The organism is Rhodopirellula bahusiensis (assembly GCF_002727185.1).
Lineage (GTDB): Bacteria > Planctomycetota > Planctomycetia > Pirellulales > Pirellulaceae > Rhodopirellula > Rhodopirellula bahusiensis.
Genome location: NZ_NIZW01000024.1, coordinates 51,030 through 65,267, shown reverse-complemented (window position 1 = coordinate 65,267; position 14,238 = coordinate 51,030). Strand labels below are relative to the sequence as shown.

Annotated in this window: 13 protein-coding genes; 7 read left to right on the top strand and 6 right to left on the bottom strand. The window is 57.5% G+C overall.

The annotated features are described in order from the left end of the window. The first annotated feature begins 55 nt into the window (after positions 1-55). From ilvB to CEE69_RS24855, 4 genes are all read left to right on the top strand, one after another. Complete coding sequence (ilvB, locus tag CEE69_RS24870; RefSeq protein ID WP_099263303.1) at positions 56-1,849, top strand: biosynthetic-type acetolactate synthase large subunit; 1,794 nt, start codon at positions 56-58, stop codon at positions 1,847-1,849. 8 nt (positions 1,850-1,857) lie between these two features. Further along, entirely contained in the window at positions 1,858-2,796 is a 939-nt protein-coding gene (gene accD, locus CEE69_RS24865) for an acetyl-CoA carboxylase, carboxyltransferase subunit beta (RefSeq protein ID WP_099263302.1), read from the top strand. Between the two features lie 3 nt (positions 2,797-2,799). Then, on the top strand, positions 2,800-3,714 hold the full coding sequence (locus CEE69_RS24860) for a serine/threonine protein kinase (RefSeq protein ID WP_099263301.1): 915 nt from the start codon (positions 2,800-2,802) through the stop codon (positions 3,712-3,714). A 279-nt stretch (positions 3,715-3,993) separates the two neighbouring features. Beyond that, complete coding sequence (locus CEE69_RS24855; protein ID WP_099263300.1) at positions 3,994-4,899, top strand: sugar phosphate isomerase/epimerase family protein; 906 nt, start codon at positions 3,994-3,996, stop codon at positions 4,897-4,899. 201 nt (positions 4,900-5,100) lie between these two features. Here CEE69_RS24855 and CEE69_RS24845 read toward each other — a convergent pair whose 3' ends face one another. Genes CEE69_RS24845 through CEE69_RS24825 form a run of 5 tightly spaced genes read right to left on the bottom strand, consistent with a single transcriptional unit; the run spans position 5,101 to position 9,739 of the window. Beyond that, positions 5,101-5,877 carry a PIG-L deacetylase family protein gene (locus CEE69_RS24845; RefSeq protein ID WP_099263298.1) on the bottom strand — a complete coding sequence of 259 codons (777 nt, stop codon included), beginning with the start codon at positions 5,875-5,877 and terminating at the stop codon, positions 5,101-5,103. 9 nt (positions 5,878-5,886) lie between these two features. Next, positions 5,887-6,867 carry a hypothetical protein gene (locus CEE69_RS24840; protein ID WP_233215610.1) on the bottom strand — a complete coding sequence of 327 codons (981 nt, stop codon included), beginning with the start codon at positions 6,865-6,867 and terminating at the stop codon, positions 5,887-5,889. Between the two features lie 10 nt (positions 6,868-6,877). Continuing rightward, positions 6,878-7,684 (bottom strand): TerC family protein, encoded by an 807-nt coding sequence (locus tag CEE69_RS24835; RefSeq protein ID WP_199169938.1) that lies wholly within the window; start codon positions 7,682-7,684, stop codon positions 6,878-6,880. Positions 7,685-7,706: 22 nt separating this feature from the next. After that, entirely contained in the window at positions 7,707-8,708 is a 1,002-nt protein-coding gene (locus tag CEE69_RS24830) for an RluA family pseudouridine synthase (protein ID WP_099263297.1), read from the bottom strand. Then, a complete protein-coding gene (locus tag CEE69_RS24825) occupies positions 8,708-9,739 on the bottom strand; it encodes a YfgM family protein (protein WP_099263296.1) in 1,032 nt (343 codons plus the stop codon). The genes CEE69_RS24830 and CEE69_RS24825 overlap by 1 nt, the downstream gene beginning before the upstream one ends. A 114-nt stretch (positions 9,740-9,853) precedes the next feature. Between CEE69_RS24825 and CEE69_RS24820 the strand changes: the two genes are divergently transcribed. Continuing rightward, complete coding sequence (locus CEE69_RS24820; RefSeq protein WP_099263295.1) at positions 9,854-10,246, top strand: response regulator; 393 nt, start codon at positions 9,854-9,856, stop codon at positions 10,244-10,246. Between the two features lie 248 nt (positions 10,247-10,494). Then, positions 10,495-11,664 (top strand): DUF1559 domain-containing protein, encoded by a 1,170-nt coding sequence (locus CEE69_RS24815; RefSeq protein WP_099263294.1) that lies wholly within the window; start codon positions 10,495-10,497, stop codon positions 11,662-11,664. Positions 11,665-11,841: 177 nt separating this feature from the next. On the opposite strand, the gene CEE69_RS24810 is transcribed toward CEE69_RS24815, so the two are convergent. Continuing rightward, positions 11,842-12,840 carry a zinc-dependent peptidase gene (locus CEE69_RS24810; protein WP_099263333.1) on the bottom strand — a complete coding sequence of 333 codons (999 nt, stop codon included), beginning with the start codon at positions 12,838-12,840 and terminating at the stop codon, positions 11,842-11,844. A 130-nt stretch (positions 12,841-12,970) separates the two neighbouring features. Between CEE69_RS24810 and CEE69_RS24805 the strand changes: the two genes are divergently transcribed. Beyond that, complete coding sequence (locus CEE69_RS24805; RefSeq protein WP_099263293.1) at positions 12,971-14,164, top strand: amino acid aminotransferase; 1,194 nt, start codon at positions 12,971-12,973, stop codon at positions 14,162-14,164. Positions 14,165-14,238: the final 74 nt, after the last annotated feature.

Below are 14,238 nucleotides of genomic sequence, written 5' to 3'. Positions count from 1 at the left end.
AAGGTCCATTTCGACTCTTTTCGAATCCCACTCTGTCCCCAGTAGACCACCACCGATGAGTACCGCTTCGAGCTCTTCCAACGCCAGCGCCGCGAAAGGCGATCAGCAACCGATGAATGGAGCCGATGTACTCGTCAAATCGTTGGTCGATCACGGCGTCGAAGTCTTGTTCGCCTACCCTGGCGGATGCAGCATGCCGATGCACCAAGCCCTGACCCGGTACGGGGATTCGATTCGCACGATTTTGCCCCGCCACGAGCAAGGCGGTGCCTTCGCCGCACAGGGTTACTCACGCAGCACCGGCAAAATCGGTGTGGTAATGGCCACCAGCGGCCCCGGCGCCACCAACTTGGTGACCGCGATCGCTGACGCGAAACTCGACAGCATTCCAATGCTATGCATCACCGGCCAAGTGCCCACGGGATCGATCGGAACCGACGCGTTCCAAGAAACCCCGATGGTTGAAATCTGTCGCGGCATTACAAAACACCACTATCTCGTGACCGACTTGGCCGATTTGCCTCGCGTCATGAAGGAAGCCTTCCACATTGCCACCAGCGGCCGTCCCGGTCCTGTTCTGGTTGACATGCCCAAAGACGTTCAATTGGGCGATTTCCCCATCGACATGGATCCTGAAATGGATCTGCCGGGCTACAGCCCCGAACCAGCCAAGGTCGCCAGCGAAACGATCAAGCAGATGGCCGCTGCCATCAAGCTGGCTCGTCGCCCCGTGATCTACGCCGGTGGCGGAATCATCTCGGGTGAAGCCAGCGAAGAACTTCGCGAGCTGATCAAGACAACGGGCATTCCAACGGTCACAACCATCATGGGACTGGGCTCCGTTTCGCCCGATGACCCTCGTTCGTTGGATTGGTTGGGCATGCACGGTGCCGCTTACGCCAACTACGCCGTTCGCGATTGTGATTTGCTGATCGCATTGGGCGTGCGTTTCGATGACCGCGTGACCGGCAAAGTGGAAGCGTTCGCAAAAGACGCGAAGATCATCCACGTCGACATCGACTCGTCGGAACTGAACAAGAACAAACAAGCTCACATCCCAGTTCGCGGCGACGTGAAGGATGTGTTGGGCCAACTGAACAAAATCGTTCAGGCACCGGAAATCGAATCGTGGCAGAAGACCTGCACTGATTTGAAAGCCAAGTACCCGTTGAAGTACGACAACTCGTTCGACGGAATTTTGCAACAGCACGCAATCGCGACGCTCAGCAAAATCACCGCCGACCGCGAAACTTACGTCAGTGTCGGTGTGGGCCAACACCAAATGTGGGCGGCTCAGTTCTTCAAGTTCCGCCAGCCTCGGACTTGGATGAGCAGCTCCGGACTCGGAACGATGGGCTTTGGTTTGCCGGCCGCCATGGGCGTGCAAGCGGCTCATCCGGATGCATTGGTCATCGACATCGATGGCGACGGCAGCTTCCAGATGAACATCCAAGAACTCGCCACGTGCTTCTGCGAAAAACTGCCTGTAAAGGTTCTTCTGTTGAACAACCAACACTTGGGAATGGTGGTTCAGTGGGAAGACCGGTTCATGGACCGCAACCGCGCTCACACTTACCTTGGGCCGATCGATCACGAAGAAGCCAAGGGCAAGAGCACCGCGGATCGCTTCGAATACGCCAGCGACCGCTACCCGAACTTTGTGCAAATCGCAAAGGGCTACGGATGCGGTGCCGCCACGGTCAAAAAGAAAGCGGACCTCGAAGGTGCGTTGCAAGAAATGATTGACCACGATGGTCCTTTCTTGCTGGACGTCGAAGTGCCCTACCAAGAACACGTGTTGCCAATGATCCCCGGTGGAATGACCGTGGACGACATGCTCTTGGACTGATTCTGAAAGTGGAAATGGAAACCGCAGTGGAAAACCCCGCAGTGGAAAAAAACGGGCAAGCGTCCCCTTCATCAACGTCGACCGCAACCGACGCCACACCATCCTCCAACACCCCCAACCGACCCGCGCCAAACACGGCCGGCAATCGGAAACGAGGTGTGCCTGAGGGCGTGTGGCGGAAGTGCGATTCGTGTGGCGCTTCGCTGTTCTACAAAGAAGTTCAGCAGCGTCTGAACGTTTGCCCGCAGTGCGACCACCACTTCTACGTGAGTGCGTGGGAACGCGTGGCTCAGGTGCTCGATGACGGCACGTTCGAACCGATGAACGAACATCTTCGGCCGACCGACCCGTTGGAGTTCCGCGATCGTCGCCCCTATGCCGAACGATTGGTCGGCGAACAGAAACGCACCGGCCTGACCGATGCTGTTTTGACCGGCACCGGCATGATCCGCGCTCGCCGAGTCGCTTTCGCGGTGACCGACAGCGCCTTCATCATGGGCAGCATGGGATCCGTCGTTGGCGAACGCCTGACGCGATTGATCGAGCGTGCCACCGAACAAAACCTGGCGTTGATCATCATCAGCGCTTCCGGTGGTGGTGCTCGAATGCACGAGGGCATCCTGTCGCTGATGCAAATGGCCAAGGTCTCCGCTGCTCTCTCGCGTTATCACGCGGCGGGCGGTTTGTTCATCAGCGTTCTGACGAACCCAACGATGGGCGGTGTCGCTGCCAGCTTCGCATCCCTCGGCGACTTGGTCTTTGCTGAACCCAAGGCCCTGATCGGATTTGCTGGGCCTCGAACAATCAAGGCGACCATCGGCATCGAACTCCCCGAGGGATTCCAAACCAGTGAGTTTTTGCTGGAACATGGATACATCGATCGCATCGTTCATCGCAAATCCCTGAAGACGGAAATCGCGACCGCCATCGACTATTGCGGGAAGTAACTGATGGGCTTGCTCGACTCGATCATGGGCGCGTTCTCGAAAGGCGGCGGTTCGCTGAAGAGAATCGATGTCGAACAACGATTCGAGCGATCACGAACAGCCGCGACGGGAACGATGAGCAACTTCTTCGTTGCTTACGACCTGGAACGCAAGGAGAACGTCGGGGTCAAAATCCTCGATCCAGAAAAGTACGAACTGTTCGAAAGTCGCTTCAAAGGTTTGAACAAACCTTCCGAAGGCGAAATCGCGATGCAGATGAAGCATCCACTGATCGTGAAAACCTTCGAACACGGCATCACCGCGAAGAACCAACGCATCTTGGTGATGGAATACATCGCCGGCGTTGGCATCCAAGATGTGATCGTTCGTAAGAAACGAGAAGTCATCGACGGCAAAGAGATGCTGCTGATGCGCGAGATGGCGGAGTCACTGGCGTACGTGCACGAACAAGGCTTCATCCACCGCGACGTCTGTCCGCGCAACTTCATTTGCACGCCTCCGGAAGAAGGCGAGGAGACCGTCTCGGGCGTGCGGTTGATTGACTTTGGATTGACCGTTCCGGCGACACCGCCGTTCATGGCACCCGGCAATCGAACAGGAACGCCGCTTTATATGTGCCCCGAGATCGTTCGCCGGCGCGCGACCGATCAACGTGTGGATGTGTTTTCACTTGGCGTGACGTTTTACTGTCTGCTGACATTCAAACACCCATGGCAAGGCGAGATCGTCAGCGGTCGAGCCGCTCTGCAACACGACACCGAGACCGCCACGCCGATCTTGGAACGTCGCGAGGACATCCATCCCAAGGTTGCTCGAGTCATCATGCGAATGATCGAACCCAATGTCGACGATCGATTGCCATCGATCAAAGAGTTCTTGTCCCAAACTCGCGGCCTCGACTCCGCCTTCGCCAGCTAGAGATTCGCTCGGCATCTAAGCAGGAATGATTGGGTTGATCCCGTGAGCCGTTTGGGCATTGGCCCGGGTTGTGCGAGAAAACATTGGCTAACGCCAAACGGCTTGAATCTCCGAAGACACTTGCGTACCTGCTTCGCCCTCGGCGAATCTTGCGAGGATGCCTTTCTCGACAACTGCGTGGAAGGGTTCGGTTAAACTGGCTCAGCTCTTCCTCGCCTCTGCGCGCTCCAGGAGCATCGCCTCCCGCCCCCACATCCCACCGTCGACACGGAATCCATCATGCCCAACCGCCGTGACTTTCTCGCTGGCACACTCGCCGCTGCTTCGCTCGCATCGCTGCCTGCCCAAGGCTTGCATGCCGCCGAAACCAAAAGCCGATGGCCGATCTGCGTCTTCACCAAGCCATTGAATTCGATGTCTTTCGACGAGATGGCATCGTCGCTTGCCGAAGCGGGCTTCGATGGAGTGGAAGCCACCGTGCGAAAGGGCGGCAACGTGTCTCCCGCAGAAGCAGCCGAGAAACTGCCGGAAATGCAGCAAGCGATGCGGAAGCATGGTCTCGAGATCACGCTGATCACGACAGACATCGGCGGGATGGATGATCCGCACCGAGCGACCGTTCTGCAAACAGCAGCCGATCTGGGCATCTCCCGATTCCGCATGCGATACGGCAAGTACGACCGCAAGCAACCGATCGCACATCAGCTCGAACAATGGAAGCAACAGTTCGGAAGTCTCGCGGACTACTGCGGGAAGATCGGTGTTCAGGCCCTGTACCAAAACCATGCGGGCGAGAACTATCTTGGCGCGTCGCTGTGGGACTTGGATCGAGTCCTCACCGACGTCTCGCCTGACAACCTCGGCGTGGTCTACGACATTCGCCACGCCCAGGTCGAAGGCGGCATGAGCTGGCCGGTGACCTGGCGAATGATCCAGCCCCGCGTTCGGATGCTGTACGTCAAAGATTTTAAATGGATCGACGGACGGGTTGCGAATGTGCCGCTCGGCGATGGCCTGGTCAGCCAGAAGTTCTTCGACGCCGTCCAAGCCAGCGACTTGAAGTGTCCGATTTCTTTGCACGAAGAGTACCTCGACCACCGTGATCCAGCGCTCGTGCCAAAGCATTTGGAAGCGATGAGCACCGATTTGAAGACACTGCAAAAGCGACTCGGGATTGAGTCGTAGGCCAGGTTCCACCTGGCGATGCCTCTTCGCCGGTGGATGCTGTCCTCGCGAAGACGGGACAATGGACGACTCGCTTTGTTCCAAAGCATCGGCTGAGATGCCATGTGAGACATGGCCTACGGGCGATTGCAATTTGCACTTTGCAATTCGTCCACCTGAACAAGCGCACTCGACTCGGTGGGGGACCACCGAGCTACAGGTTTAGAGGTTCTTGGTTCCTTCGGTGATTTGATCGGCCAATGCTTCTCGCAACGGATCATCGTCGGCCCCGCAGAAGCCCCAGTGCTCGCGGCGACGCCAGCCTTCGGCGTGTTCATATCGGCCGCTCATCTGCCCGACCATGCGTGAGAGATTTCGCATCGCTTCGATGTAGCTGTCCATTCCTTGACTCTCATCGAGCCACTGCTTTTGGCTGGCGTGACACGCGAGCGCGTCGGCTTTCTGCTCGACAACCGCTTCATTGTCGATGTAGAAATGAGGCGTCACCAGTTCGCCAGTCGGCTGACGGCATCCAACGGGCTGAGCGTGATAAACCGTGACCGGATCCATATAGACGGGCATCGGCGGAATGCTTTCGAGGTTCGGCATCCCGTGAGCGAACGCGGCGCTGACCGCCAATCGACACGCGTTTTCGTGATCTTCCATGTAGTCGACCGGTGAATGCGCCAACACGATCGAAGCCTTGGATTGACGCACCACCGCCGCAACCTTCTGAACATTTTCGGTTGTGTAGGCAACTTCCATGTCGGCACAAATCGGCGGATGGAACGTTGCACCAAGCAATTCAGCGGCTCGCTTGGCTTCCTTCAGTCGAGTTGCGGCACACTCTTCGGGACCCATCGTGGTGCTGCCGCGAGACCCATCGGCGACGTTCATGTAGTGCAAATCCCAACCGCGTTGGCGAAGCAACAGCATCGTTCCCGCGTACAAAAATTCGATGTCATCAGGGTGCGCAGCGACAGCAAGAACGGACGGCATCAAGGACCTCTACTTCGATGAAACGAGACTCAGCTTTTCCAGAGGCACATAATACCGGACATAGCGTTCGCCGTTGCTGAACAACTCGCCTTTGGGATCATTGACCAACACCGTCGCACGACGAGTGATGCGATTGACCCGCCCGACCACTCGCCGCGTTCCGTCGCGGAACGCGACTTGATCGCCAACGCGGATATTGAACTTGGTCGCGGCCCGTTCGCGCTGAGTGATCAAATCGTGCTGGTAATCGGTGTGCCCAAAGAAGCTGCGGGCAATTGATTGGAAACGTTTTTGGTTGCAGTTGCCCGCGTTCCAAATCAGCATCTCGATCAAGTGCGTCATCTCATGCTCGGCGACCCGCTGCATCGCTTCCAGTCGGTCGCGGCACTTACGTCCGGTCACGGTGACAGGCCGGTCAACGTCTTCAAAAGTTTGAAACAACAACGTCGACGAAAGGATCATCTCGAACCGCCGCGGTCCGTTGCGATTGCCGCCGGGATAATGCGTGACGAGCTTGCCCGCGGCGCTGGTCATCCGCGAAGAGAAGGAAAACTCGAGCCCCTCCGCTTTTGCGACGGGCAAGACCCGGCCTTCGAACAGCGACTCATCGAGCAAGTGAATCAAACGTACCAAGTCGTCTCGACCAACTCGTTTGAAATTCGGTCGATCGATCGTCCGACTCAGCCCCAACACCTCCGCGTGAATCTCTTGCTGAACCACTGAGATTCGCTTTGGATCGGGCCGCCGCGTTTGCAGAAACTCCGCGAGCGCGAACAAGGTGTCTCGATCGCGAGGTGGGACCACACCGGGCGCAACGGTCGGCCGCCCCGGTGGCGCCCCGTCCGAAACGGTTGGCGTCTTTGCCACCGGAACCTGCTTGGCTTGTTTCGCTGCCATCTTGGGCAACTTGGGCGGCGGAGCTTTGCCGGGTTCCAAGTCAGTGACAGGACGCCGCTTGGGTGCCGGTCGCCGGTGCGGGGAAGCGGACATGCGATCCTTCCTAGGCTTCGGCTTTCTTCGTCAAATGGCCTGTGGCTGCATCCTGACGAGCCAACAATGTCTTTTGGTACTTGGCCTGAACGATGTCAACGACAATCAAAATCGCGAGCACAAAGTAGAACGTGCTCTTGGCCATCGCGTGCACCTCGTGACCGAACAACGCAAGGTGAGCCAAGTGACCACCTTCGCTGACCAACATCACGCCGACGATGAATAGCACAAACAATCCAAGCACTTCGTACATGCGGTTCTTCTTCAAGAAATCCGCGACCCGGTCGGCCAAGAAGATCATCATCGCACCGCTGATCACAATCGCGGTTGCCATGATTGCGAAGCTCTTGGTGAGTGCCATCGCACTGAGGATCGAGTCGAACGAGAAGACCAAGTTCATCATCACAATCAGGCCAATCGTCTTGCCGACACTGGCCGTCGCGGTTTCTTCCGAGTGCCCAAGCTCCGGTTCGGCGAGCAGGTGATAAATCTCTTTCAGCGCCGTCCACAGGATGAACGCACCACCGAATAGAACGATCAAGCTGTGCCCCGAGATGGCACCGTCGATATATCCGTTGTGGAATTCAACGAAAGGCTCCTCCAACAAAGCGATTAATCGCACGACAACGAACAACAGCACGATTCGCAAGACCACGGCCACTCCGATGCCGAGCTTCCGAACCTTGGACTGCTGATCTTCCGCTACTCGTTTGCTTTCGATGGAGATGTAAAGCAGGTTGTCGAAACCCAACACCGCTTGAAGCAGCACCAGCATCCCAAGAGTGAACAAACCGGAGATCGAAAAGAGCTCAGCCATGGCGACGAGATTCCACGAGGTATCAGAGAGAAGAGTCGGAGGACAACAGATCAAGAACGGCTTGCAAATCGGGAGGAAGGGGCGCGGTGAGCGTCATTTCCTTTCCGGTTTGTGGGTTGGTGAACGTCAACGCTTTCGCATGCAACGCCTGCCGCGAGAGCAAAATCTCTTGCCCTTCAGCCGTCGGCTTCACACCGGGCGTTGCGACTTCCGTGCCGGCCAGTCGCCTTATTTGAGAACGCGAAAGTTCGGAATGACCGCCATACAACCGATCGCATAAAATCGGGCATCCGATGTGAGCCAAGTGGACTCGGATTTGATGCGTTCGACCTGTCTTGGGACGCACGTCGACTCGAGTCACACGACCGTGACGCTCAACGACTTCATAAAACGTGGACGCGGATTTGCTGGTCGCATGACCTTCGCGAATCGCCTGCTTGTCGCGCTGGTACGGATGGCGTCCGATCGAAGCGTGGATCCAATCGCGGTCTCGGTCGAGCCGGCCGAACGTGATCGCGGTGTATTCCTTTTGCACCAAACGATCGTGCCACTGAGCAGCGAGGTTCAGGTGCACCGCATTGTTCTTCGCGACGACGATGACGCCGCTCGTGTCTCGGTCGAGGCGATGCACGATGCCGGGGCGCGTGGGTCCGCCGACGTCCGACAGCGATTGAAATCGAAACGCGAGCGCGCTGGTCAGCGTGCCGGTCCAGTTTCCGCGTGCGGGGTGAACAACCATTCCCGCTGGTTTGTTGATAACGACCAATCCATCGTCTTCATAGAGAATATCCAAGGGGATGTTCTCAGGAACCGTGTCGTCGGATGCAGGCGGCGGAACGCGAAACCGGACGGTCTGCCCGGCTTTGACTTTGTAGCTCGGACGAATGATCCGCCCATCGACTTCCGCACCCTCGTTCTGGACCGCGTCCCGAATTTGCGAACGGCTGTAGCCGTCGCAGGACTGGGTCAAGAACAGATCGATTCGAAACCCACTGGCGGATTCAGGAACGACGAATTCTCGCATCACTCGTCGGATGCGGCAGGTTCATCGGCTGCGGGTGTTTCTTCCACTTCGGCTGCCTTCTCGGTGACCGCTTCTTCGGTGGCTGCTTCCTCAGTCGCCGCGTCTTCCTTCATTTCTTCGGCGGGTTCAGCGGCTTCTTCCGAAGCGGGCTCTTCAGCCTCAGCTTCCTCTGCCGTAGTTTCCTCAGGAGCGGCTTCTTCCGCCGGAGCTTCCGTTTCAGCTGGCTCTTCGGTCATCTCTGGTTCTTCGGTTGCCGCTTCCGACTCACCAGCTTCCGACGCGTCGGCTTCTGCGGTTTCAGCTTCGTCTGTTTCAGGCATGTCTTCCAAAGGCAAATCCAATGGCGGCAGATCCAAGTCTGGAAGGTCTGGAAGTTCACCAGCACCCGGCAGCGATGGTGGCAAGCTAGGCTCGGCTGGCGAGAAGTCTTGCTCTTGGAACCAGGCCAAGAAGTCCTGGGCTTGCGACGACGACAAGGCGGCGACTCGAGCCTTGGCTTCGTTGACCATGGCGGTCGATTCACCGACAGCCATGGCGGCTTCGTATTCTTGGACGGCGTCTTCCACATTGCCGCGTGCTTCCGCAATCTGCGCCAATCCGTAGTGAGCTCGCGATTGAATCATCGCATCGTTGCTCAACTCCATCGCTTGGTTGTAAGCCTCCACCGCGTCATCGAGCAATGTTTCGGCTTCGTCGCGACTCGTGTACAACGTTGAGAATCCGATTCCCATTTGCTGACCACCTTGGTACAGACGCGCCCAAGCCGCAGCGGAAGTGTCCGGGTATTGAGCGGCGATGGTCGCTAGACTCTCGGTGTCGCCGGTGATGGATGCGTCAATCAATTGCAACGTGGCGTCGCTTCGATTGTCCGATTTGGTGCTGGAATAAAAACCGTACCCCAACACGGCAACGAAGAACGCTGCGACACCCAAGGCGATTGGCTTGGAGTAGGGCTCGATCGAGTGATTGAACTTGTCGAGGGCTCCGGCAAGTTCATTCTCGTTCAGCTGGTGACGTCGCTCGCTGTTCATACGTTCGCAGGGGTGAAGGGATTCGATTCCGTGAGCCCGAAGTATAGAAATCGCCGGAACTTAACGTCAAGACAAGCAAGACCGGCACGTCCCCATGATTGATCGTAAAAAAACATGAATGCTGCACCGAAAAAGCGGGTTTTGATCGCGGAAGATGACCCCGTTCTGCGTCATTTGCTGCAATTCACTCTCGACCGGGCGGGAATGGAAGTGACCGCGGTCGCCAACGGTCAACTCGCCTGGGACGCGATTCAGTCAGCCGAAAACTTCGACGTGCTGGTGACCGATCATGAAATGCCGGTACTCAGTGGAGTGGAACTGATCGGCCGCGTGGTCGAAAAAGCACCGATCTCGGTGATTGTCCTGTGCACGGCCAAAGGATTCGAAATCGATCCCGACCGAATTGTCGATCGCCCCGGATTGGTGTCGCTGGTCAGCAAACCCTTCAGTCCCAAGCAATTGGTCAGCATCATTGAAGAACGACTCGAAAAAAACGCCACCGATTGAGCGAGAGAGCGTCCAAATTTTGGCGAATCCGGCTACGACGCTTCGCCTCGTAGGCCATGTTGCACATGGCAACCACGCCGATGCTTTGGAACAAAGCGAGGCGTCCTTTCGAACGCTTTCGCGAGAGCGGGATCTGTCGGTGAAGAACGATCGCCAGGTGGAACCTGGCCTACGAACGCCAGTGACTGATCTGGCCTACAATGCACCTGAGACGCTGTTCGAATCCCCCTGAACTGCGAGGTGCGACGATGAGAGGCAATCGATCCGGAGTGACGCTACTGGAAGTGGTGGTGGTCGTGATCTGCATCGGAATCTTGATGGCACTGCTGATCCCGGCGGTCAACAGCCCACGCCGCGGAGGCCGCCGCAACCAATGCACGATACAACTCAAAAACCTGAGTTTGGCCGCGATCCAGTACGAAAACACCAAGGGTGAAATGCCGGGATGGGTGATGGAGTTCGGCCACTTTGGCTGGGATACCGAGACCGAAACGGTGCTCTCTCCGTTGCGAGACCCGACGGCCGAATGGCACGAAGGCAGCTCGCAAAACCTCGCTCCTCATCGAAAGATTGGCCCCTGGGCGGTCGCCTTGCTGCCTTGGCTGGATGCACAACCGACGTACGAACACTGGACTGAGGACCGCTACCCGATCCTCACTCGAGCAGAAGGCTCCACCACAGGTTTCAGCGGGCAAGGCTTTCACCCGCTTGCGGCACCGAACTTGGCGATCATGCAGTGCCCAAGCGATCATTCTCTAGCGGAAAACGAGGGTCGCAACAGCTACGTCGCCAACGCAGGTGTCTTCTTCCCGCCAAGAGACATGGTCGCGGGCGAGCATGCGATCTTTCATCCCATTGGGGAGATCAAAACCGTCTCGTTCGCCGAGTCCATGACCGAAGAGTTCGGAGTCTTTGGCAATCAACTTTCCGCTCGATTGAAACAAGCCGACCAAGAGGCTCGTGTCCCCATCGCGAAACCAATTCACCTGGATGATTTTCGCGATGGATCTAGCAATGCAGTTTTGTTCTCCGAATCGCTTCACGCGTTGTCTTGGCACCGATCGGGATTCGTCAACGACGAGGATCTGATCTTCGAGAACCATCCCGACGATGTTTTCTACCCCGAGCTCAGCCGGTTCACCAACGCGATGGTTTGGCACGGAGTGGACTGGAGCAATGGAAAGAAGCCCCGCGAGCTTCATCGGATCAACGGGGAACACGAACTCACCATGCACATGCAAATGAGTCGAACCAACGCCGCCGACTTGGCTCGCCCATCGTCGGCGCATGCCGAAGGTGTGAATGTTTCCATGGCCGATGGTGGCACACGGTTCATCTCTGAAACGATCGACATGCGTGTCTGGCAAGCGCTCATGACACCCCGCGGCCGCGAACCGATTTCAGAGGACGCGATGTAGCGTTGAATGGGGTGATTGCAAATCGCATTGATCATCTTGCAGTTTGCAATCGCCTCTCGTAGGCCATGTCCCACATGGCAACCACGGCAATGCTTTGGGACAAAGCGAGTCGTGATCCACACGCCATCGCGTGAGCAACCTTCACCGGCGTGCAACCATCGCCAGGTAGAACCTGGCCTACGGCTTGACCGGCATTCCTTGCATGGTTTTGCGGCGGCAACAATGCTTGAACTTGTCACCGCTGCCGCAGGGGCACGGGTCGTTGCGTCGAATCTTCCCGCGGCGTTTGCGACGACCTCGAAACAGCCGCTTGGGATCTTGGTGGTACATCTTGCGAAGCATCGCATAGAGCTTTGGATTCTTCGCTTGCAGCTGCGCCGGCTTCTCGAAGAAGTATTCCGACAACACGGCAAAGTACTCCGCCTCATTTGTGTACGCGTAGTCATCGATGCCCGCACGCGTCCCTTCCGATTGCAGTTCTTGCCCCACCCACTTCACCCAGGGCTCGGTCACTTCCGCGGATGCTGACACGGGGATCCCATCCACTTCGCCGTCGGCTTTATCGACCAGGTGAGCGAACTCATGGATGCCGACGTTGCGTTTGTCGCCTGAGTTTGAAAACCCAGCTAGCAACGAAGGCTTGGACAAGATCATCACGCCGCTCAGATGATTCACTCCGATCATCCCCAGCGTGTTCTTGTCGCCTTCCCCTTCGGTCTGGTAATCCGCACCAAATGATGCTGGGTAGATCAGCACCTCTCCCAACCCGGAGTACTCAAAGTCGTCCAGCCCCATGATCGGGATCACCGCGCTGGCGCCGACGAGTGCTCGCGTCGTTTCGTCGACGTCGGTGCGAATGCCCGTGACAGCAACCTCATCCAGAAAGATCTTCATGCGGTTGCGAAAGCCCTCGCGTTGATCCTCGCCGAGCATGCGGTAGTACACGACGTGCGTTTGCAAAGCGGCTTCCCAAACGTCGGGGAAGGGCGAGGCCATGACTTTCAGTCGACGCACGGTTTGCCGACGAAGCCACCAATGAACCGCCCAAGCCAGCGGCAGCGCAGCGAGAGCCCAAGGACGAACGAACGCGAGCCCAGCAATCAACAGTGCCAAAGCGACGGAGACGCCAACGGCCCAGCGGCGGTTGGCTCGATCGGATTCAGGAGAAACAAGCATGGGCGGTAGCATAGAGTGGGAAGCGTTTTCTCGCGTGTAGGCGAAATCGGGCTCGGTAGTTATTCTCGTGGCTCCGCCGGCCCGACGTGACGCTGGCTCCCACCCAACACCCTCTGATTTCGGTTTCCCAGTGCACCGATTCGACTCCATCTCCGTTGCTCCGCCCGACGCCATTTTGGGACTGACCGAAGCGTTCAAAGCCGATGAACGCGAAACCAAAATGAATTTGTCCGTGGGCGTGTACCAAGACGCTTCCGGCACCACGCCCGTGCTTCGATGTGTCAAAGAAGCCGAAAAACGGCTGGTGGAGACTGAATCGACCAAGGGTTACCTCTCGATCGACGGCCTGCCGGACTACCGAGAAGCAGCCCGCCAATTGATTTTCGCTGACCTGGTCCCCGCCGAACGCGTGGCAGCGGTTCAGACTCCGGGCGGAACGGGTGCCCTCCGTGTGGCGGCCGAATTCTTGGCGACCCAGTGCGGACCTCTGCGGATCTTTCTGCCGACTCCAACTTGGGCCAACCACAACGCGATCATGGCCGCGGCGGGGCTTCCCGTCGAAACCTATTCGTACTTGGGTGCCGACAAAAAGACGATGAACTTCGACGCGTTGATCGAAGACCTGAAGACCAAACCCAAAGCCGGAGACGCGGTCCTGCTGCACGCATGTTGCCACAACCCGACCGGAGTCGACCCGACGCCGGAACAGTGGGAACAAATTGCCAGTGTCGTGGCGGAAAAGAAACTGATCCCGCTGCTGGACTTTGCCTACCAAGGCTTCGGCGAAGGACTGGACGAAGACGCTGCCGGCGTTCGCGCGGTTCTGCGGCACGTCAACGAAGCGATCGTGTGCTCGTCATTCAGCAAGAACTTTGGGCTGTACAGCGAACGAGTCGGAACGGCTTGCCTGGTGTCCGGATCCGCTGACACCACCAAAGCCGCTCTCAGCCAACTCAAACGAGTCGTCCGAGCCAACTACAGCAACCCACCCCGCCACGGCGGTGCAATCGTGGCCACCGTGTTGGGCGACGAAGGCCTGACTCAAATGTGGCACGAAGAGCTCGCGGAAATGCGAACTCGGATCGCTTCGCTTCGAAAGCAATTTGTCGACGGAATGGCCGCAACGGGAGTCGATCAAGACTTCTCATTCCTGTTGGATCAAAAAGGAATGTTCTCGTTCAGCGGTTTGTCGCCAATGCAGGTCGATCAATTGCGGAGCGAACATGGCGTTTACTTGGTGGGCAGTGGCCGAATCAACGTCGCTGGAATGAATGAGTCACGAATGGAATGGTTGTGCAATGCCGTGGCGACGGTATTGCGATAGAACAGCGGTAGCTTGTTCAATGGGTTGTCATCGCGAAGGTTCGGTTTCCGCCGGACACTACGCTGATTGACGTC